Origin of the sequence: Stenotrophomonas sp. GD03958 (assembly GCF_029839005.1) — a bacterium.
In the GTDB taxonomy this organism is placed as follows: Bacteria; Pseudomonadota; Gammaproteobacteria; order Xanthomonadales; family Xanthomonadaceae; genus Stenotrophomonas; species Stenotrophomonas hibiscicola.
The window spans coordinates 50,821-72,450 of record NZ_JAOBZT010000011.1 but is presented as its reverse complement, the minus strand read 5'-3'; the positions used below and the strand labels follow the sequence as shown (position 1 = coordinate 72,450).

The following is a 21,630-nucleotide window of genomic DNA, read 5'->3' as shown; positions in this document are numbered from 1 at the left end:
CTCCGTCCCCTTTTTTGCGAGGTCAGGACTCGAGCAGTTCCATCCAGGCGGCTTCGGCCTTTTCCAGCTGTGCGGCGGCGGTTTCGCGATCGCGGCCAAGCACGGCCATGCGCGTGGCATCGGCGTAGTTGGCCGGATCGGCCAGCTGGCGGTCGAGCTCGGCCAGCGCGCTCTCCAGTTCGGCCACCTTGGCCTCGGCGGCCGCCAGCTTGTGCGGGTTCACCGGCTTCTTCTGCACCACCTGCGCCACCGGGGCGGTCTTGACCACCACCGGCTCTTCCACCTGTTCCATGCGCGCCTTGGTGCCCTGCGCCTGCGGGCGGGTACGCAGCCACGCGGCGTAGGCATCCAGGTCGCCATCGAACGGCTCAACCACGCCATCGGCCACGCGCCAGTAGGTATCGCAGACCAGGCCGATCAGATGGCGGTCGTGCGAGACCATCACGATCGCGCCTTCGAAGGTGGCCAATGCTTCGGCCAGCGCTTCGCGCATTTCCAGATCAAGGTGGTTGGTCGGTTCGTCCAGCAGCAGCACGTTCGGCTGCTGCCAGGCGATCAGCGCCAGCGCCAGGCGTGCGCGCTCGCCACCGGAGAAGCCGTCGACCGGCTCGAACGCGCGGTCACCCGGGAAGTTCCACTTGCCGAGGAAGTCGCGGAACGACTGGTTCGGTGCGTCCGGGGCGATCTCGCGGAAGTGCTCCATCGGCGACTGGCCTTCGTGCAGCGACTCCACCGTGTGCTGGGCGAAGTAGCCGATCTTCAGGTCCGGGTGCGCCATGCGCTCGCCGACGATCGGCGCCAGTTCACCCACCAGGGTCTTCACCAGGGTGGTCTTGCCCGCACCGTTCGGGCCGAGCAGTCCGATGCGCTGGCCCGCTTCCAGGCCGAAGCCGACGTTGTGCAGGATCACCGCGTCCTTGCCATAGCCGGCCTCGACGTGGTTCAGGCGGATCAGCGAGAACGGCAGCTTGGCCGGAGGCGCGAACTCGATCCGGAACTCGCGTTCGGCGCGCACCGCTTCGGTGCCGGCCAGCTTGGCCAGGCGCTTCATGCGGCTCTGCGCCTGCGCGGCCTTGCTGGCCTGCGCCTTGAAGCGGTCGATGAAGCTCTGCAGGTGGGCGCGCTCGGCCTGTTCCTTCTCGTGCGCGATCTGCTGCTGGCGCAGCTGTTCGGCGCGCTGGCGCTCGAAATCGGTGTAGCCGCCCGGGTAGAGCTTGGCGCCGCCGCCGTGCAGGTGCAGGGTGTGGGTGGCCACGTTGTCGAGGAACTCGCGGTCATGCGAGATCAACAGCAGGGTGCCGGGGTACTTCAGCAGCCACTGTTCCAGCCAGTACACCGCGTCCAGATCCAGGTGGTTGGTCGGTTCGTCCAGCAGCAGCAGGTCACTGGGCATCATCAGCGCGCGGGCCAGGTTCAGGCGTACGCGCCAGCCGCCGGAGAACGAGGAGACCGCGCGGTGGTGGGTCTCGGCCGGGAAACCAAGGCCGTGGAGCAGCTTGCCGGCGCGCGCTTCGGCGTCGTAGGCCCCCATCTCGGCCATCTTGGTGTGTGCGTTGGCCACCGCCTCCCAGTCTTCGCGGGCGGTCGCCTCGGCCTCTTCGGCCAGCACCGCGGCCACCTCGGTGTCGCCGCCCAGCACAAAGCTCAGCGCCGGGTCCGGCAGCGACGGGGTTTCCTGGGCCACGCTGGCGATACGGACCTTGCCGGGCAGGTCGACGTCACCCTTGTCGGCCTCCAGCTCGCCCTTCACCGCCGCGAACAGGCTGGACTTGCCAGCACCGTTGCGGCCGACCACACCTACCCGGTAACCGGCGTGCAGGGTCAGGTCGACATTGGACAACAGCAGCCGCTCGCCGCGGCGCAAGGCGAAATTACGAAGGGAGATCATCGGGGGAGGGGTCCATATAACCGGATGGAATGTGCTCGTGAGCACTGTTCCTGCGACGTAATTCTAGCGTTAACGAATACTTGACGCGCCCCGGGATGCGCAGTGGCCGACGTTCCTCTCTCCCACGCCCTCGCCGCGCGCGTCCCGGGTCTCCTCCCCGCCGGTGCCGGTCCTGGCTAAATGGTTGCTGCTGCAACGTTTTTTTCAATGACCGGCATTTGACAGGCACTGAATATCCCGTTAATTGCTGTATTGCGCACCGCAACAACCGCCGTCCGCCTCACCCCCGTGATGTCGATTCCGGTGCCGCCCCCGCCAACCGGAGCCCCATCCCGATGACCCGCAAGACCAGCCTGATCGCCGCCGCCGTCGCTGTCGCACTCGGTGGCTCTCCGTTCCTTGCCGCCGCCCAACAGGCCGGCACCGCCGCCAATACCCTGGACACGGTGATCGTCACCGGCACCCGCGTGGCCGACCGCACGGTCGCCGAATCGCAGTCGCCGATCGACATCATCACCCCTGAAGTGCTGCAGTCCACCGGCACCAGTGAGCTGGCCACCGCACTGTCGCGCGCCCTGCCCTCGCTGAACTTCCCGCGCCCGGCCTTGACCGACGGCACCAGTGGCGTGCGCCCGGCGCAGCTGCGCGGCCTGTCGCCAGACCAGGTGCTGGTGCTGGTCAATGGCAAGCGCCGCCACACCTCGGCGATGATCAACGTCAACGGCAGCATCGGCCGTGGCTCGTCGGCGGTGGACATCAATGCGATCCCGATTGCCGCCATCGAGCGCGTGGAAGTGCTGCGCGACGGTGCGTCGGCACAGTACGGCTCGGACGCCATCGCCGGCGTCATCAACATCGTGCTCAAGGGCAGCGGCCGTGGCGGCAGCCTGGCCGTGGACTACGGCCAGTACTCGGCCGGTGACGGCAACAAGTACCAGCTCTCCGGCGACACCGGCGTCGAGTTCGGCAACGGCCGCGGCCGGGTGCACGTGGCCGGCCAGATCAGCCAGCAGGACGAGAGCAACCGCGCCGGCCCGTACCGCGGCACCACGCCGAACACCGGCAACTTCCCAAGCATCGGCCAGAAGACCTTCATCGTCGGTGACCCGCGCGTGGATGCCACCGCCGCCTCGGCCAACGCCAGCTTCGACTTCAGCGACCACGTGACCGGCTACGCCAGCGCGCTGCTCAGCAACCGCGACATCACCTCGTTCGCGTTCTACCGTTCGCGCAACCACAGCGGGCAGAGCGCGCTGCTGGCGCAGACCTACCCGGACGGCTACGTGCCGGAGATCAACCAGTACTCCAAGGACCGCTCGTTGGTGGCCGGCGTCAAGGGCAACACCGACAACGGCTGGACCTGGGACCTGAGCCTGAACCACGGCGAGAACACCCTCGATTTCCATACCCGCAACAGCATCAACTACAGCCTCGGTGCGACCAGCCCGCGCTCGTTCTACGACGGTACGCTGAAGTACCAGCAGGACATCTTCAACGCGGACCTGACCAAGTCGCTGGACTGGGGCCTGGCCTACCCGGTCACGCTGTCCTTCGGCGGTGAGTACCGCAAGGAGAAGTGGGACCAGAACCCGGGCGAACTGAACTCGTACACCGGCAGCGGCGCGCAGGGCTTCGCGGGCTTCACCCCGACCAATGAAGTGCATGCCGACCGCCACAACTACGCGGTCTACGCCGGCCTGGAAGCGGACCTGACCGAGAAGTTCTCGGCCGGCATCACCGGCCGCTACGAGGACTACTCGGACTTCGGCGACCGCTTCTCCGGCAAGCTGTCCGCGCGCTATGCGTTCACCGACAAGGTCGCGCTGCGTGCCACCGCCTCCAGCGGCTTCCGCGCGCCCTCGCTGGCGCAGCAGGGCTACCAGGCGGTGACCAGCCAGTTCCTCAATGGCGTGTTCGTCGAGCGTGGCACCTTCCCGACCACCAGCCCGGCCGCGCAGGCGCTGGGCGCCTCGCCGTTGAAGGCCGAAACCTCCACCTCCTACAGCCTGGGCCTGGTGCTGCAGCCGGTGGACCGCCTGTACATCACCGTCGATGCGTACCAGATCGACATTGATGACCGCATCGCGCTCTCGTCCAGCATCACCACCAACGCCGCCACCAGCGCGCTGCTGGGCACCCTCGGCCTGCCGCAGGTGACCGCGTTCTCGTACTTCACCAACGGCCTGGATACGCGCACCCGCGGCGTCGACTTCGTCTCCAGCTACACCGTGCCGTTCAGCGCCAGCAGCCTGGAGCTGACCGCCGCCTACAGCTACAACGACACCGAAGTGCGCCGTGTCGGCGGCACCCCAGCGGTGTTCGGCACGCTGGGCCTGACCCAGTCGCTGATCGGCCGTGATGAGATCGGCCGCATCGAGGACAGCTACCCGCGCGACAAGGCGATCCTGAGTAGCACCTGGCGTTCGGATCACTGGGAACTGGGCCTGGCCGCCACCCGCTACGGCAAGTTCACCGTGCGCAACTCGGCCACCGCGCTGCGCGACCAGACCTACGGCGATGCCTGGGTGGTGGATGCCTCGGCCAGCTACAAGCCGAGCAGCAACTGGACCCTGACCGTGGGCGCCGACAACCTGCTGGACAAGTACCCGGACCGCACCGAAGACCTGCAGAACTCCACCTTCGGCATGCTGCCGTACAGCAACTACTCGCCGTTCGGCTTCAACGGCGCGTATGTGTACGGGCGGATCAAGTACACCTGGTAAGGGGTACTGCCGGCCGCTGGCCGGCATACCCTGTGGGGTCAGAGCCCTTTTCCTGCTGGAAAAAGGGCTCTGACCCCATTTTCCTGCAGGGTTTGCTGCATCTGGCCCATTAGGTGAAAATCGGGACATCCCCCCGATTTCCTGCGAGTGCCGATGCACCATGACACCGACCTGATCAACATCGTTGCCGTTGGCCTGGGGCTCGCCTTCATCTTCGGCGCGCTGGCCAACAAGCTCCGCTTGTCTCCCCTGGTCGGTTACCTGGTTGCTGGCATCTGCGTAGGCCCGTTCACCCCCGGCTTCGTCGCCGACCAGGCGCTGGCCAACCAGCTGGCCGAACTGGGCGTGATGCTGCTGATGTTCGGCGTCGGCCTGCACTTCTCGCTGAAGGACCTGATGGCGGTCAAGGCGATCGCCATCCCCGGCGCCATCGGCCAGATCGCGGTGGCCACCCTGCTCGGCTGGGGTGTGGCCTCGCTGATGGGCTGGCCGGCCATCCACGGCGTCATCTTCGGTTTCTCGCTGGCCACCGCCAGTACCGTGGTGCTGCTGCGGGCGATGGAGGAACGCCGTCTGCTGGAGACGATGCGCGGCAAGATTGCGGTCGGCTGGCTGATCGTGGAAGACCTGGCCTGCGTGCTGGCACTGGTGATGATGCCGGTGATGGCCGGCGTGTTCGGTCCCGACGCGGCCAAGGAGTCGCACTCGCTCGGCAGCGTGCTGGCCGACATCGGCTGGACCTTCGTGCAGCTTGGCCTGTTCGTGGCGGTGATGCTGGTGGTCGGGCGCCGGGTCATCCCGTGGATCCTGGAACGCATCGCCGGTACCGGTTCGCGTGAGCTGTTCACCCTGTCCGTGCTGGCGATCGCGCTGGGCGTGGCGTTCGGCTCGGCGATGCTGTTCGGCGTCTCGTTCGCGCTGGGCGCGTTCTTTGCCGGCATGCTGCTCAACGAATCAGAACTGAGCCACAAGGCCGCGCATGATTCGCTGCCGCTGCGCGATGCGTTCGCGGTGTTGTTCTTTGTGTCGGTCGGCATGCTGTTCGACCCCAACATCCTCGTCCAGCATCCGTGGCAGGTGCTGGCCACCGTGCTGATCATCATGTTCGGCAAGTCGGCCGCTGCGTTCTTCATTGTGCGCGCGTTCGGCCACCCGACCAGCACCGCGTTGACCATCTCGGCCAGCCTGGCACAGATCGGCGAGTTCGCCTTCATCATCGCCGGCCTGGGCGTGGCGCTGCAGATCCTGCCGAAGGAAGGCCAGTCGCTGGTGCTGGCCGGTGCACTGGTGTCGATCATGCTCAACCCACTGGTGTTCGGCCTGCTCGACCGTTGGCAGGCCAAGCAGGAGCAGTCTCCGCAGGTACCCGAGCCGCCCGAAGCGATCGGCCCGTCGCGCGACCTGCATGACCACGCCATCGTGATCGGCTATGGCCGGGTGGGCAGCGAACTGGCGCAGGTGCTGAGCGACCGTGGCGTGCCGGTGCTGGTGATCGATGACAACAAGGAACACGTGGAGGCGGCGCACGCCAAGGGCCTGGCGGCGATCCGCGGCAGTGCGGCGGCCGACCGGGTGCTGGCCGAGGCCCATCCTGAGCGGGCGAAGATTGCGGTGCTGGCGATTCCGCAGCCGCTGGAAGCCGGTGAGGCGCTGGCCAAGCTGCGTGCGATCAACCCGGACCTGACCCTGCTGGCGCGCGCGCACAGCGATGCGGAAGTGAAGCATCTGCTGGAGCATGGTGCCGATGGCACGGTGATGGCCGAACGTGAGCTGGCGTATTCGCTGGCGGAGATGGTGATGGCCACGCCGCCGTATCGCGGGTTGGGCCAGCACAGTATTCCGGTGGTGTGAGGGGTGTGCGTGCGGCAGGGCTTGCAGCCCTGCACCTGCTGAAGCAACTTCAACTGCAACGGCAAAAGCAAAAGCAGGCATTCCGTGGGATGACGGGGTGGGTCCGGTTGCGGGGGACGCCGTGAATATGTCCATGTAGGCTCGGTCGCCGCTTGCTCGTGTGCGCAATCCTGCGCACACGGCAAGACCGGGGTTGGGCGTCCTGCCCAACCCGCCCGAGGCATGCCTCGGGCCCATGCGGCTCGCGCCCCCGCAACCGGACCCACCCCGCCTTCGACAGTTCCCCGCTGCTGTTGGTGCATTGGGTCCGGAAACAAAAAAATCCCCGGTCGACCCGCATCGACCGGGGATCTGGATCGCCACGTTGCCACGCCTTGGAGAGGCAGTTCCACCGTAGCGCATCGCGGCGCGGGTGGTGATCGCCTGTGGCGATGACGACCAAGCGTGTGGCTATCAGGCGCTGGCCAGGGCCTGTTCCAGGTCGGCACGCAGGTCGCCGATATGTTCGATGCCGATCGACAGCCGCACGGTGTCTTCACTGACGCCGGCCTTGGCCAGTTCCGCCGCATCCAACTGGCGGTGGGTGGTCGAGGCGGGATGGGTGGCCAGTGACTTCGCATCGCCGAGGTTGACCAGGCGGGTGAACAATTTCAGTGCGTCAAGGAAACGTGCGCCTGCCTCGCGCCCGCCCGGCAGGCCGAAGGTCAGCACGCCCGAGCCGTGCCCACCCAGATAGCGCTGCGCGGCGGCGTGCTCGGGATCGTCGGCCAGTCCGGCGTAGCGCACCCACGCTACCTTGGCGTGCGCCTTCAGGTACTGCGCGACGGCCAGTGCATTGGCGTTGATGCGTTCCATGCGCAGGGCCAAGGTCTCGATGCCCTGCAGGATCAGGAACGCATTGAACGGCGACAACGCAGCGCCGGTATTGCGCAATGGCACCACCCGCGCTCGGCCGATGTAGGCCGCCGGCCCCAGCGCTTCGGTATAGACCACGCCGTGGTAACTGGGGTCGGGCTGGTTGAGCCGCGCGAAGCGTTGGGGCTGTGCGGTCCAGTCGAAGCGGCCCGAATCGATGATCGCGCCGCCGAGGCTGGTGCCGTGGCCGCCCAGGTACTTGGTCAGCGAATGCACCACGATGTCGGCGCCGTGCTCGAATGGGCGCAGCAGGAACGGCGTGGCCACGGTGTTGTCGACGATCAGGGGCACGCCAGCGGCATGCGCGACCTCCGCAATCGCAGCGATGTCGGTGACGTTGCCGCGCGGGTTGCCGATGGATTCGACGAACACCGCCTTGGTGCGCTCGTCGATCAGCGCGGCGAACGCAGAAGGATCAGCCGGATCAGCAAAGCGCGCTTGGATGCCGTACTGCGGCAGCGTGTGCGCCAGCAGGTTGAGGCTGCCGCCATACAGCGCGCTGGAGGCGACGATGTTGTCGCCGGCCTCTGCAATGGTCTGGAGGGCATAGGTGATCGCGGCCTGCCCCGAGGCCAGCGCCAGCGCACCGATGCCGCCTTCCAGCGCAGCCAGGCGCTGCTCCAGCACGTCGGTGGTGGGATTCATGATGCGCGTATAGATATTGCCCGGTACCTTCAGGTCGAACAGGTCGGCACCGTGCTGGGTGTCATCGAAGGCATACGCCACCGTCTGGTAGATCGGCACCGCCACCGCGCGGGTAGTCGGGTCGGGACGGTAGCCGCCGTGCACGGCCAGGGTTTCCAGTTGCCACTGCGGATCGCTCATTGCGCCAGGCTCCATCCGGGGAAACCGCCACCATAGGCCAGCCGTCGCCCGCCGCTGAAAGCTGCTGGCGATGACGCCCATACCGGGGGTTATCAGGTTGGCCGCGATTCAGGCAGCGGTCACGGGGCGTTGATAGGCTTCGCCGCCGGGCGCTCCTGCCCGGGCACGGAGGCCCCACGCGCATGCAGCCATCCCCCTGGACACCCACCGCCAACGGTACCCCGACCCAGGTCTTGTTGGTGGAGGACGACCGTCGCCTGGCAGAGCTGGTCAGCGACTATCTCCACGAACATGGTTTCGCCGTGCAGCATGTGGCGCGCGGTGACCTTGCCGGCGCGGCCTGCCGCCAGCATGCGCCCGAGCTGGTGGTACTGGACCTGATGCTGCCCGGCCTCGGCGGCATCGACGTGTGCCGGCAGATCCGCAGTTTCTCCGACGTGCCGATCCTGATGCTGACCGCCTGCGAAGACGACATCGAGCAGGTGCTGGGCCTGGAATCGGGCGCCGATGACTATGTGCACAAACCGATCGAGCCGCGCCTGCTGCTGGCCCGCCTGCGCGCCCTGCTGCGCCGCCGCCATGGCAGCAGCAACACCGGCACACCCAGCCGTCTGATGCATGGCGAACTGCTGATCGACCGCATGCAGCGCGAAGTGCACCTGCACGGTCAGCAGGTCGAGCTGGGCACCACGGAATTCGAGATCCTGTGGCTGCTGGCCAGCCAGCCGGGGCAGATCCTGTCGCGCGACCATATCCTGCAGGCGGTGCGCGGCATCGGCTTTGACGGCCTGGACCGCAGTGTCGATGTCAGCATCGGCAAGCTGCGCCGCAAGCTCGGCGATGATGCGCGCGAACCCCGGCGGATCAAGACCGTGTGGGGCCGTGGCTACCAGTTCAATCCGTCGGCCTGGACCGCATGAAGCGGCTGTTCCTGTGGTTGTGGTTTGTCACCGGTGCCTGCTTCCTGGTGTCGGTGTTCTTCCTCAATCACATCCTGGACGGCATCTACACGCCCGTGCAGGATCGCGTGTTCGTGCAGCAGGTGCGCGGGCAGGTGTACGCCCTGCGCAGTGGCCTGGCCGGCCTGGACGCCGGCCAGCAGCGTGAGCGCCTGCAGCAGTGGCAGCCACACTACGGCATCGCCCTGACCCTGCTCGACAGTCCTCCCGCGCTCGATCCGCAGGAACAGGCAGCCGTGCAGGCCGATGGCTTCATCGTGCGCGATCAGTACCAGCAGGTCCTGCTGCCGATCGAGGGCAGCGATGGCCGCTGGCTGCACCTGCGCCTGCCTGGCGCGGTGCAGATGACGACGTACATGACCATCGCCGCCTACCTCAGCATCCTGTTGCTGGTGGGCGCCTGCCTGTACGCGTGGGTGCGCCTGCTCTGGCGAGACCTGGAAGCGCTGCGTCGGCATGCCGACCGCATCGGTTCGGGCGATCTGCAGGCACGTGCGCAGGTCTCGCCACGCTCGCAGATCCGGGTCATCGTCGACCACTCCAACCGCATGGCGGCACGCGTGGCCGAACTGGTGCAGCGCCAGCGCGACCTGACCCATGCGATCTCGCATGAGCTGCGCACGCCGATCGCGCGCGTGGCCTTCGGCCTGGACCTGATGCAGGACAGCGATGACCGCGAACGCCGCGAACGGCTGGCACAGGGCCTGCACGGCGATCTGGCCGAGCTCAACCGGCTGGTCAGCGAACTGCTGGCGTATGAGCGCTTGGAGCATCCCAGCGAAGGCGAGCCGATGCAGCGCATCGAAGCCAACGACTGGCTGCAGGCCTGTCTGGCCGATGCACGCCGTGATGCCGAACGCGCCGGCGTGGTCCTGCGCGTGCAACCCAGTGCATTGCCACGGGTGGATGCCGAGCCGCGCCTGCTGCAGCTGGCACTGAGCAACCTGGTCGGCAATGCGCTGCGCCATGCGCGCTCGCAGGTGGAAGTCTCGCTGGTCGGTGTCGGCGGCCGCGCCTGCCTGCGCGTGGATGACGATGGCCCCGGCATCGCCGAAGCCGATCGGGAGAAGGTGATGCGCCCGTTCACCCGCCTGGATGACAGCCGCAGCCGCGATACCGGCGGCTTCGGCCTGGGCCTGGCCATTGTCAGCCGCATTGCCGTCCGCCACGGCGGCGAGCTTCGCATCAGCCGCGCCACGTTGGGCGGCGCACGCCTGGAAATGCACTGGCCGCTGGCTGCCAGCTGAACGCCCACGGGCGCAATTACAGTTGATTACAACTCCCGCACAACTGCGGACGGATCGGTCGCCGGCGTATCGCCACGCTAGCGACCCTGCAGCACGCGCCGGATGCGCGCGCTGCCTTCCTCCCATTGTCGAGAGTTTCCATGTCCCAGCTTCGCCGTTCCCCCGCCCTGCTCTGCCTGGCCCTGTTGCCGCTGTTCGCCGCACCGACCGCCTACGCCCAGGATGACCGCTGGACCTTCGAGCTCGCCGCCGGTGGCGGCGTGGCACCGCGCTACAGCGGCAGCGAGGAGTATCGTGCGACGCCGTCGCTGTCCTTCGATGTCACCTCGCCCGGTGGCTGGTTTCTGGGCACCAGTGGCATTGGCTGGGGCACCTCCATCGGCGAGCACACCCGCGTGCGCGCGTATGTCGGCGCCAGCGGCATCCGCAAGGAAAAGGACTCGCTGCTCGGCGGTTCCGACTTCCTGCGCGGCATGGGTGATATCGATACCCGTCCCCTGGTCGGCGTCTCGGCTGGTTATACGCTGGGCGAAGCCGTGCTGAGCGGCTCCTGGCAGTTCACCCGCAAGGACGAGGACAAGGCCGAGAACGGCCTGGCCACCCAGCAGATCCATCTGAACCTGAGCATGCCGCTGTTCGACTTGGCCGGCGGCGTGGTCAGCGGCAGCGTGTCCACCGACTACGGCAACCGCGGTTACATGCAGACCTGGTACGGCGTCAGCCCGGAACAGGCGGCGCGTACCGGCTTTGCCGAGCACAAGCCAAAGGCCGGCCTGGTCAGTGCCGGTGTCGGCCTGAAGTGGAGCCACCGCGTGGGCCGCAACGGCAACTGGTACATCTCGGCCGAAGGCACGCGCCTGCTCGGTGATGCCGCCGACAGCCCGATCGTGCAGAAGGCGAACCAGTTCGGCTTGATGAGCGGCTATACGCACCGCTTCTGAGTGAGCGCCGGGCATGGCCCGGCATACCTCGCAGGAAACGGGGCGCCGCGGCCAGGCGGCGCCCCGTGTGAATCACGCTTTGGCGAACACCAGGCGACCGCCGTCGTTGCCAACCTCGATGGTGTCGCCGTTGACGAAGGCGCCGGACAGGATCTGCTGCGCCAGCGGATTTTCCAGCTGCGACTGGATCGCGCGCTTCAGCGGGCGCGCGCCATACACCGGATCGAAGCCGACGTTGCCGAGCAGGTCGAACGCCGCATCGGAGACCGCCAGCTTCAACCCACGCTCGGCCAGCCGCTTCTCCAGCCCGCGCATCTGGATGCGCGCGATCTGCTTGATCTGCTGCTTGTCCAGCGGGTGGAACACCACGATGTCGTCGAGCCGGTTGATGAACTCCGGCCGGAAGTGCGCCTGCACTACGCCCATCACCGCCGCCTTCATCTGGGTGTAGGCCTCGGGGCTGTCGTCGGTGCTCATGTCCTGGATCTGGTGCGAGCCCAGGTTCGAGGTCATCACGATGACGGTGTTGCGGAAGTCCACGGTACGGCCCTGTCCATCGGTCAGGCGGCCATCGTCCAGCACCTGCAGCAGGATGTTGAACACATCCGGATGCGCCTTCTCCACTTCGTCCAGCAGGATCAGCGAGTACGGACGGCGACGCACGGCCTCGGTCAGGTAGCCACCTTCCTCGTAGCCGACATAGCCCGGAGGCGCGCCGATCAGGCGCGCGACGCTGTGCTTCTCCATGAATTCGCTCATGTCGATGCGGATCATCGCGTCGGCGCTGTCGAACAGGAACTCGGCCAGCGACTTGCACAGCTCGGTCTTGCCGACGCCGGTCGGGCCGAGGAACAGGAACGAGCCGGCCGGGCGATTCGGATCGGACAGGCCCGCACGCGAACGGCGCACGGCATCGGAGACGACCTTGATCGCTTCTTCCTGGCCGACCACGCGGTTGTGCAGCACCTCTTCCATGCGCAACAGCTTGTCGCGCTCGCCTTCGAGCATCTTGTTGACCGGAATGCCGGTCCAGCGCGACACGACCTCGGCAATCTCCTCGTCGGTCACGCGGTCCTGCACCAGCTTGAAGTCCTTGTGCTCGGCTTCCTGGGCCGCAGCCAGCTGCTTTTCCAGTTGTGGCAACAGGCCGTACTGGATCTCGCTCATCTTGGCGAAATCCTGGCGGCGCTGCGCGGCTTCCAGCTCCAGCTTGGCCTGCTCGACCTGTTCCTTGATCTTGGTTGCGCCCTGCAGCGCGGCCTTCTCCGACTTCCAGATTTCATTGAGATCGGAGAACTCGCGCTCCAGCGCATCGATGTCCTTCTCCAGATCGGCTAGGCGCTGCCGCGAGGCTTCGTCCTTCTCCTTTTTCAGCATCTCGCGCTGGATCTTCAGCTGGATCACCCGGCGTTCCAGGCGATCCAGCTCCTCCGGCTTGGAGTCGATCTCCATCCGCAGGCGTGAGGCGGCTTCGTCCATCAGGTCGATGGCCTTGTCCGGTAGCTGGCGGTCGGTGATGTAGCGGTTGGACAGCGTGGCTGCAGCCACGATGGCCGGGTCGGTGATTTCCACACCGTGGTGCACGGCGTACTTTTCCTTCAGGCCGCGCAGGATCGCGATGGTGTCCTCCACCGACGGCTCGCCCACGAACACCTTCTGGAAACGACGCTCCAGCGCGGCATCCTTCTCGATGTACTTGCGGTATTCGTCCAGCGTGGTGGCACCGATGCAGTGCAGCTCGCCGCGCGCCAGCGCCGGCTTCAGCATGTTGCCAGCATCCATCGCGCCGTCGGCCTTGCCCGCGCCGACCATGGTGTGCAGTTCATCGATGAACAGGATGATCTGGCCTTCGTTCTTGGCCAGGTCGTTGAGTACACCCTTCAGGCGCTCCTCGAATTCGCCGCGGAACTTGGCGCCGGCGATCAGCGCGCCCATGTCCAGCGACAGCACGCGCTTGCCGCGCAGGCCTTCGGGCACTTCGTCATTGATGATGCGCTGGGCGAGCCCTTCCACGATTGCGGTCTTGCCCACGCCGGGTTCGCCGATCAGCACCGGGTTGTTCTTGGTCCGGCGCTGCAGCACCTGGATCGTGCGACGGATTTCCTCGTCACGGCCGATCACCGGATCGAGCTTGCCGCTCTCGGCACGCGCGGTCAGGTCGATGGTGTACTTCTCCAGCGCTTGCCGCTGTTCCTCGGCATTCTCCGACTGCACGTTCTCGCCGCCACGCAGCTTGTCGATCGCCGCCTGCAGGCGCGTCTTGTCGGCACCAGCGGCGCGCAGCGCCATGCCCAGCGTGCCGCCATCGTCCAGCGCCGCCAGCACGAACCACTCGCTGGCAATGAAGGCGTCACCATGCTGCTGCGCCAGCTTGTCGGTCTGGTTCAGCAGGCGCCCCAGATCATTGCCCATCGAGACATTGCCGGCCTGGCCGGATACCTTGGGCAGTGCGTCCAGCGCCTCGGTCAGGCGCTCGCGCAGGACGGGCACGTTCACCCCGGCCTGGGCCAGCAGCGGGCGCGTGCTGCCACCCTGCTGGTCCAGCAGCGCGCTGAACAGGTGAACCGGTTCGATGATGCTGTTGTCGCGGCCCACGGCCAACGACTGTGCGTCTGCCAGCGCCTGCTGGAAACGCGAGGTGAGCTTGTCCATCCGCATTGCGAATCCTCATCGGTCTTCAGGGCCGGCCTGGGCCGGCAATGCTGGAAAGATGCGGTTGCCCCACCCGGTTTCAAGGGTGACTGCGACTGCACCCCGGGGCCAGTCAGCCTGCGGCCAGCATGCCGGAGCGCGTGTGGTCGGCGCGTTGATCCCGATCAGTTCCGCACGGTGGACGGGCTCAGCGGGTGATCGCGCTGCGGATCGCCCGCAGTTGCTGCTTGATCGCCCGCGCCTGTGCAGGATCCATGCGTAGCAGGGCCTTCTGCCCGATCGAGCGTGACTGCAGGGTGGGATCGACGAAGCGATAGCGGCCGCGCTCATCGCGCTGTACCGCAGGCGCCTGGTCCAGTTCCGGGGTGTCCAGCAGATGGTCGATCACCGCGACCAGGCGATCATTGAAATATCCGTCGGGCCGGCCCAGGTCGACGTAGGCCTGCTGGATCAACGGATAGAAGCGCTTGTACGCGGTAGCCATTGCCGCCGGATCCAGCGCAGTGAAAGCCTGCACATAGGGCGCATAACGTGCCGAGTTGCTTGCCGCGATGCGTTCCCCGCCCTCGCCAGGCTCGACCTGCAGGTTGCCCGGCAGCGGCCGTGCGGCCAGCGCCGTCGGCGGCACGCTTGGCTTGTCCAGGTTGTCGACCTGGGTGACCAGGCGCTGGATCAGGTGATCGCGCAGCAGCAGGGTCATCGGCCCCTCGCCCTGGAACAGCTGGCTCAATGCGCCCCAGGCAGCCGCATCACTGTCGGCCAACTTGGGCAGCGCCGGGTCAGCGGCGGCCTCGGTGTCCAGCGGATGCCTGATCGGCGGCGGTGCTGGCGCGGGGTCCGCGGCCGCCTGCGGTTGCGGCGGTGCGCTGGTGCTGGCGGGGGTTGAGTGCACCGGCACCGAAACACCGTCGGCCAGGCGCTTCAGCTGATCGCGGAACAACCAACCGCCCGCGCAACCGATCACCACCACGCCCAACACCCAGGGCCATACCGCCTTTCCACTCTGCATGATGCAGCACCTCGTTTCACACGCATGGACAAGGTGGGACCCCACTGATTCCAGCGGGTTCCCCACCTGTTCCGCTGCCGTTCGGGTTCGGCCTGCACCAGAACCGCGCTCACGCCTGCTTTGCATGTCCCGCGCGACGCTGTGGGTCTTTTCATGTGGAGGCACTGCCATGCAGTACGCGCTGTATTACTGGACCGGCATCCAGGGCCGCGGCGAGTTCGTGCGCCTGGCGCTGGAGGATGCCGGCGCCGACTACATCGACATGGCGCGGGTGCACGGCGATGCGGTGATGCAGCCATTCCTGGATGGCAGCAGTGACGGGCCACAGCCCTTTGCACCGCCGTTCCTGAAGGCCGGCCGCCAGGTCATCGCGCAGGTCGCGGCGATCCTGGATTTCCTCGGCCCGACGCTGGACCTGGTGCCACAGGCGGCCTCGCGGCGGATGCAGGCGCTGCAACTGCAGCTGACCATCGCCGATCTGGTGGCCGAGGTGCACGACACCCACCATCCGATCGCCGCGTCGAAGTACTACGAAGAACAGAAGACCGAAGCCAAGGCGCGCGCTGCGTCCCTGCGCGGCGAGCGGCTGCCGAAGTTCCTGGGCTACTTCGAACAGGTGCTGGCCGCCAACGGTGGCCGCCACGCACTGCGCGAGCATTCGTATGTGGATCTGTCGCTGTTCCAGCTGTTGAGCGGGCTGGACTACATGTTTCCACGCCGCATGCAGGCACTGGCCCACACCGTGCCCCTGCTGCGTGCGCTGCAGGCGCGGGTGGCAAAGCGGCCGAACATCGCCGCCTATCTGGCCTCGGAGCGGCGGTTGCCGTTCAACACCAACGGCATCTTCCGCCACTACCCGGAACTGGACGCCGAACGGTAGTGCCAGCCGCTGGCCGGCAGAGCGCGCTGTGATCATTCGCCGCCTGCAACACGCCCCTGTAGGGCCGAGCCATGCTCGGCTCAGAGCAGCCGAGCGCAGGCTCGGCTCTACAGAGCACCAGAAGTGGAAGGAGCGGTAGCGCCGGGCCATGCCCGGCGTCACCGGTCAATGATCGGTGCGATCGCCCAGCGGCTTCACCGGCTGTTTCTGCAGTGACAACAATCCCAGCAGCACCGCCAGCGCCACGTAGGCGCCCGCGAACTGCCAGCTGATGATGCGCGCCAATCCTTCCAGTTCCCACGGCAGATAGATGCCACCGCGCGGATCCACCGAGTGGATCAGCCCGAACAGCGTCAGCAACGCCGCCACCAGCAGGAACCCGCAGGCCCGGCGCAGGCGGCCATCGACCATCGCCGCCACGGCCGAGATCCACAGCATCGACGTGATGATGAAGCCGTTGCCGAGAGTGAAGATCACCGCCAGCTCCGGCAGGCCGTGGCCGTCGAGCTTCGTCAGCAGTTGCGGCAGCTGGTCCGGCGCGATCCAGCCGGGTGCCTTGATCGCCAGCAGGTAGGCCACAGACGGCAGGAAACCGAACACCATCGCGCCGGTATGGTGGCGCGGCGTGGCCTGGAAGGCCTGGGTGGTGATGTCGATGGCCACGTACACGATGATCGGTGCCAGCACCGCCAGCGGCAGCCACTGCACCAGCCCGGAGATGATGCCGAGCATGCCGCCGATGCCGACGAACAGGCCGGTCAGCAGCGTATAGCCGCTGCGCGCGCCCATGTGCTTGTAGGCGGGCTGGCCGATGTACGGCGTGGTCTGCGCGACGCCGCCACACACACCGGCCACCAGCGTGGCCACCGCTTCCACCAGCAGGATGTCGCGGGTGCGGTAGTCATCGCCGGCCGCACGCGCGCTTTCGGATACGTTGATGCCACCGACCACCATCAGCAGGCCGAACGGCAGCAGCAGCGGCAGGTAGGTCATCGCGGTGGGCAGGCCGTCGAGGAAGCCCAGCGTCGGCAGCGGCAGCACCACCTGCGGCGGCACCCACGCCGGCACATGAAAGCCCGGCGCACCCAGCCCGGCCAGACCGAGGCCGTAATACAGCACGGTACCGAACACGAAGGCCAGCAGCACGCCCGGGCCACGCACCGGCAACTTGCCCTTGGCGATCAGCACATACAGCAGCAGGCCCAGCGTGGTGAAGCCGACCAGCGGCGAGCGCAGCGTTTCCAGCAGCGGCAGCAGGCCCATCAGCACCAGCGCGATGCCGGCGATGGAACCCAGCAGCGCGGCACGCGGCAGCGCGCGGGTGACCGCTTCACCGAAGAACGACAGCACGAACTTGAGCACGCCCATGATGACCAGCGCCGCCATGCCCAGCTGCCAGGTGGCGATGCCCGCCGCGTGCGGGTCCATGCCCTGCTGCTTGAAAGCGATGAAGGCCGGGCCGAGCACCAGCAGCGCCATGCCGATGCTGGTCGGTGCATCCAGACCGAGCGGCATGGCGGTGACGTCGTCGCGGCCGGTACGCGCGGCCAGCCGGCGTGCCATCAGGGTGTACAGCAGGTTGCCGACCAGCACGCCGAAGGCGGTGCCGGGGAACATGCGGCCGAACACCACGTCGGCGGGGAACTGGAAGATCCCGACCAGGGCCATGGCGATGAAGCCGAGGATGGAGAGGTTGTCGACGACCAGGCCGAAGAAGCCGTTGAAGTCACCGGCGACGAACCAGCGACGCGGTGCGGCGGAAGCGGGAGCGGACATGGAAGGGGCGGTGGGGGTGGGGACCGCCGATGGTAGGCCCAGCGGGGCCGGCGCGCCAATTCCGTCGTGGAATGATGGGTTCCAGCCAACGGCGGGGCCCCTCGTGGCTGGGCGCGGGTAGAGTCGACTGTTAGTCGACTGGCATTGCCAGTTGGGCCGGTCGGGTAGGCTACGCAGGGGGCGCTGCAAGTACGTCCCTGTAAGCTCGGTCGCCGCATCCTTGCGGCTCACGCCCCTGCGCAGCCTACCCGACCGGCCCCTGACAATTTCCTGCGCGTGCCAGCCACGGAAAGAATCAAAAGATCAAAAGCAAAGGCAGGCTCTCGTTGTAGCGCCGAGCGCATGCTCGGCTGCTGTACGCCAAGCCTCTGAGCCGAGCATGGCTCGGCTCTACAAGAACAATTCGATCATTTCCACGCTATCCACGCATGGCGTGGATCTACCGGCAGATCGCGATGATCTGTCTAAGGCGGGGTGGGTCCGGTTGCGGGGGCGTGAGCCGCATGGGCCCGAGGCATGCCTCGGGCGGGTTGGGCAGGACGCCCAACCCCGGTCTTGCCGTGTGCGCAGGATTGCGCACACGAGCAAGCGGCGACCGAGCTTGCATGGACGTACTTGCAGCGCCCCCCGCAACCGGACCCACCCCGCCTACTCACGGCAAACCTGCTTTTGACCTTGCATCGGCGGTTGCCGTGGTTTCGGCGGGTGCAGGGCGCAGCCCTGCATCGACTCCCCCCCTACTTCTTCAGGAAATTGTCCACCAGCAGATGCTTCACGTCGTCGAAGCGGCCATTCAACACCGCCTTGGCCGCGTACAGCGCCGTGCCGGCGACCTGCTTGGCCTCGATCTGCGGCGGCATCACCAACTCTGCGCGGCTGGTGTGCACGTCCAGCAGTGCCGGGCCGCGCTGGGCCAGGAAATCCTGCACCGCTTCCTCCAGATCCTCACTACGGGTCACCGTGCGGCCGTGGAAGCCGATCACCTCGGCCAGGCGCCCGAAGTCCGGGTTCTTCAGGTCGGTGTAGTTGTCCAGCAGGCCTTCCACCTTCTGCTCCAGCTCGACGAAGTTCAGCGAGCGATTGTTGAACACCACCACCTTGATCGGCAGGTTTTCCTGCACCGCGGTCAGCAGGTCACCCAGCAGCATCGCCAGGCCACCATCGCCGGACAGCGAAATCACCTGCCGGCCGGGGAACGCCTTCTGCAGGCCCAGGGCCTGCGGCATTGCATTGGCCATCGTGCCGTGCAGCAGGCTGGTCAGCGTGCGGCGGCGACCGTTGACGCGGATATGCCGCAGCACCCAGACCATCGGCGAGCCGCCGTCAGCGGTGAACAGCGCATCGTCGCTGGCGTACTTCGACAGCAGCGCGGTCAGATGCTGCGGGTGGATCAGCTCGCCCTCGCCCGGCTGTTCTTCCTGCTCGCGCTTCTTCAGCGCCTTGTCGCGATGCTCGATGCATTCGTCCAGGAAACTGCTGTCCTCGCGCGGCGGCAACATCGGCAGCAACGCATCCAGCGTCGGGGCGATGTCACCGACCACGCCCAGGTTCACCGGGTGGCGGCGGCCGAGGTGGCTGCCATCGCGGTCGACCTGGATGATCGTGGCCTTGTCCGGGTAGAACTGGCCCCAGGCGAAGTCGGCGCCGAGCAGCAGCAGCGTGTCGCACTCCATCAGCGTGTGGAAGCCAGACTCGATGCCGAAGATGCCGGTCATGCCCATGTTGTACGGGTTGTCCGGCTCGACGAAATCCTTGGCGCGCGAAGTATGCGCAACCGGCGCCTGCAGGCGCCGGGCCAGTTCCAGCAGCTGCGCGTGCGCGCCCTGGCAACCGGCACCGGCATAGATGCCGATACGCTTGCCCTGCCCCAGCAGCTCGGCAATGCGCTGCAGTTCGGCGTCGGACGGGCGCAGCACCGGCTGGGCATAGTGCACCGAGAACGGCACATCGTGCTTCACCTCAGCCTGGCTGATGTCGGCCGGCAGGATCACTACCGCCACGCCACGCCGGCTGATCGCCGCCTGGCAGGCCAGGGCCACCACGCGTCGCGCCTGCTCCGGGCTGTGCACCTGCTCGCAGAACACCGTGCAGCTGCCATAGACCGCCTTGAAATCCACTTCCTGCGGGAATTCCATGCCCAGCTCGCTGGTCACCACCTGGCTGGCGATCAGCACCATCGGTGCACGGTTGCGGTTGGTCTCGAACACACCGTTGATGAAGTGCAGGCCACCGGGACCACAGGAGCCCGCACAGGCGGTCAACTCGCCGCTCACCAGCGAATCGGCGCCGGCGGCGAACGCTGCCACTTCTTCATGGCGCACGTGCACCCAGGCGATCTCGCTGCCATGCATCGCATCGGTCACATGGTTGAGCGTATCGCCCACGATGCCGTAGCAACGGCGGACACCAGCCTGCTGCAGGGCGTCCACCACGATTTCGGCCACGCGCTTGCTCATCGGATACATCCTCGAACGGGGGAACGTCCGAGGCTAGACCTGATGAAGTGATGCCCCCGTGGGCAAGTTGCCCATTGCCTCGATGTGCAAACTGCGGGTAGACGTCTCGTCAATCGTTGACGTTGATCCAGCCCTCCACCGCGCCGCTTTTCGGGTTGTGATACCGCACCTTCAGCCAACCCTCCTGTTCATCCAGCATCTCCACGCGGTCTCCCTGCACCAGGTAACGCCTGGAGCTGGATGCGCCGGGCCGGTCGAACAGGAACAGCCGCGCGGGTACCACGGTGGCCTGCTGGCCACGCAGCGGCCCATCCGGCGGTGCACCCAGGCCATCGGCGATGGCACTTTCCAGCACACGGCCGGCGGCATCGTAGGTGCGCCAGACCGCCAGCGGGCCCTGCTCATCGGTCTGTTCCCACTGCAGCGCGGCGTTCAAGGTATCGCCCAGCATCAGCACGCTCTCAGAGCGGTACAGATGGAGCTTCGCGCCTGCAAACCGGTACTGGTCGGTGTACCACATCGGGCCACTGCGGCAGCTGCTGGTCAGGGTACGGCTCGGACGATCGACCGTCAGCCCCATCAGGTCACCGCAACTGTCCTTGCCGTGGGTGTCGGCCTGCAGCGCGCGGAACCCTGCACTGGCCGGATCGAAGCGGTACACCGTCACCGCTTCGTTGACCATGCCCACCGAGGCGCGCGCGACCAGTTCCGGGTAGCCATCGAAATCGACATCTTCGAGCGACCAGCGCGAATTGCCGTCGGCATCGGCCGCGCCCGCCAGCGTCTGGCGCTTTCCCGACGGCGACAGCTGCACCACGATGCTGCCGTCCTGCTGCGGATCGGCATGCGCCTGCACGTGCGCGGCCACCTGGAACCGCAGCGTTTCGCCGTCGTCGCCACTTGCCTGCGCCGACGGTGCCAGCACTCCCGCCAGCACCAGGCCCAGCACGCATTCCCTGCAATTCATCATTGCTCCCTGCGGCACCGCGGCGGCACCTTCAACTCAGAACGATACCTCGACCGGCTGCCGCGACCACAGCACCGATTGATGCCTGGTCTGCTGCTTCCACGCCAGGCGGATCGCTTCGATGTCGACGCGGCGCTGCGGGGTGTCCTCGTGCAGCACCACCAGCACCTTGGTGCGCAGACGGTTGGGCGAGGCATCACCGCGGAAAAGCCATTGGCCATAGGCATCGAACACGGTCAGGCCATCCGGGAAGCGCGGGGTCACCTCCTTGTCCAGGAAGGTGCGCCACTGCGCCTCGCTGATGGTATCGGCCTGCGGGCGGTTGCCGGCGCCCTGCTCCTCGCCCACGCCGAAGTACAGCTCGCTGCGCACCCAGCCGTGGCCGGCGGACGGGCGTGCAGCATCGCCCTTCAGTTCGGCGGTAGTGGCCGTGGCATAGGCGCTGGGCGCCTGCGAAGAGAGGCTGGCGCAGCCACTGGTGGCCAGCAGCACGGCGAAGACGAGGCCAAGGTGTTTCATCGGTACAGCTCCGGGGAAGGGG

At 66.9% G+C, this 21,630-nt stretch carries 14 protein-coding genes; 6 read left to right on the top strand and 8 right to left on the bottom strand.

Annotated elements, in window-relative coordinates; translation table 11 throughout:
• Positions 1–22 precede the first annotated feature (22 nt).
• Positions 23–1,888: an ABC-F family ATP-binding cassette domain-containing protein gene (locus N5C25_RS05590; protein WP_058981562.1), complete on the bottom strand. Its 1,866-nt coding sequence runs from the start codon at positions 1,886–1,888 to the stop codon at positions 23–25.
• Positions 1,889–2,223: 335 nt separating this feature from the next.
• On the opposite strand from N5C25_RS05590, the gene N5C25_RS05585 reads away from it, so the two are divergent.
• Positions 2,224–4,611 (top strand): TonB-dependent receptor, encoded by a 2,388-nt coding sequence (locus N5C25_RS05585; RefSeq protein WP_279936583.1) that lies wholly within the window; start codon positions 2,224–2,226, stop codon positions 4,609–4,611.
• Between the two features lie 153 nt (positions 4,612–4,764).
• Positions 4,765–6,462: a YbaL family putative K(+) efflux transporter gene (gene ybaL / locus N5C25_RS05580; RefSeq protein ID WP_279936582.1), complete on the top strand. Its 1,698-nt coding sequence runs from the start codon at positions 4,765–4,767 to the stop codon at positions 6,460–6,462.
• Between the two features lie 453 nt (positions 6,463–6,915).
• On the opposite strand, the gene N5C25_RS05575 is transcribed toward ybaL, so the two are convergent.
• Complete coding sequence (locus N5C25_RS05575; RefSeq protein WP_279936581.1) at positions 6,916–8,202, bottom strand: aminotransferase class V-fold PLP-dependent enzyme; 1,287 nt, start codon at positions 8,200–8,202, stop codon at positions 6,916–6,918.
• A 182-nt stretch (positions 8,203–8,384) separates the two neighbouring features.
• On the opposite strand from N5C25_RS05575, the gene N5C25_RS05570 reads away from it, so the two are divergent.
• The 3 genes from N5C25_RS05570 (at position 8,385) to N5C25_RS05560 (ending at position 11,349) form a co-directional block, all read left to right on the top strand.
• Complete coding sequence (locus N5C25_RS05570) at positions 8,385–9,122, top strand: response regulator transcription factor (protein ID WP_058981569.1); 738 nt, start codon at positions 8,385–8,387, stop codon at positions 9,120–9,122.
• Complete coding sequence (locus N5C25_RS05565) at positions 9,119–10,408, top strand: ATP-binding protein (RefSeq protein WP_279936580.1); 1,290 nt, start codon at positions 9,119–9,121, stop codon at positions 10,406–10,408. The genes N5C25_RS05570 and N5C25_RS05565 overlap by 4 nt, the downstream gene beginning before the upstream one ends.
• A gap of 140 nt (positions 10,409–10,548) precedes the next feature.
• Positions 10,549–11,349, top strand: a complete 801-nt coding sequence (locus tag N5C25_RS05560; RefSeq protein WP_019660150.1) for a MipA/OmpV family protein — start codon at positions 10,549–10,551, stop codon at positions 11,347–11,349.
• 72 nt (positions 11,350–11,421) lie between these two features.
• Here the strand turns inward: N5C25_RS05560 and clpB are convergent, their stop codons facing one another.
• Both clpB and N5C25_RS05550 read right to left on the bottom strand, forming a co-directional pair.
• The gene (clpB, locus tag N5C25_RS05555) at positions 11,422–14,007 is read right to left on the bottom strand and encodes an ATP-dependent chaperone ClpB (protein WP_262214331.1); all 2,586 of its coding nucleotides are present in this window, start codon (positions 14,005–14,007) and stop codon (positions 11,422–11,424) included.
• A 181-nt stretch (positions 14,008–14,188) separates the two neighbouring features.
• On the bottom strand, positions 14,189–15,010 hold the full coding sequence (locus tag N5C25_RS05550; RefSeq protein ID WP_279936579.1) for a DUF3014 domain-containing protein: 822 nt from the start codon (positions 15,008–15,010) through the stop codon (positions 14,189–14,191).
• A 169-nt stretch (positions 15,011–15,179) separates the two neighbouring features.
• Between N5C25_RS05550 and N5C25_RS05545 the strand changes: the two genes are divergently transcribed.
• Positions 15,180–15,890 carry a glutathione S-transferase gene (locus N5C25_RS05545; RefSeq protein ID WP_251103423.1) on the top strand — a complete coding sequence of 237 codons (711 nt, stop codon included), beginning with the start codon at positions 15,180–15,182 and terminating at the stop codon, positions 15,888–15,890.
• A 165-nt stretch (positions 15,891–16,055) separates the two neighbouring features.
• Here the strand turns inward: N5C25_RS05545 and N5C25_RS05540 are convergent, their stop codons facing one another.
• The 4 genes from N5C25_RS05540 to N5C25_RS05525 form a co-directional block, all read right to left on the bottom strand.
• Complete coding sequence (locus N5C25_RS05540) at positions 16,056–17,666, bottom strand: hypothetical protein (protein ID WP_058981581.1); 1,611 nt, start codon at positions 17,664–17,666, stop codon at positions 16,056–16,058.
• Between the two features lie 737 nt (positions 17,667–18,403).
• A complete protein-coding gene (locus tag N5C25_RS05535) occupies positions 18,404–20,122 on the bottom strand; it encodes a thiamine pyrophosphate-dependent enzyme (protein ID WP_251102879.1) in 1,719 nt (572 codons plus the stop codon).
• Between the two features lie 109 nt (positions 20,123–20,231).
• A complete protein-coding gene (locus tag N5C25_RS05530; protein WP_058982187.1) occupies positions 20,232–21,089 on the bottom strand; it encodes an SH3 domain-containing protein in 858 nt (285 codons plus the stop codon).
• Between the two features lie 36 nt (positions 21,090–21,125).
• Positions 21,126–21,608 (bottom strand): DUF3574 domain-containing protein, encoded by a 483-nt coding sequence (locus tag N5C25_RS05525; protein WP_251102881.1) that lies wholly within the window; start codon positions 21,606–21,608, stop codon positions 21,126–21,128.
• Positions 21,609–21,630: the final 22 nt, after the last annotated feature.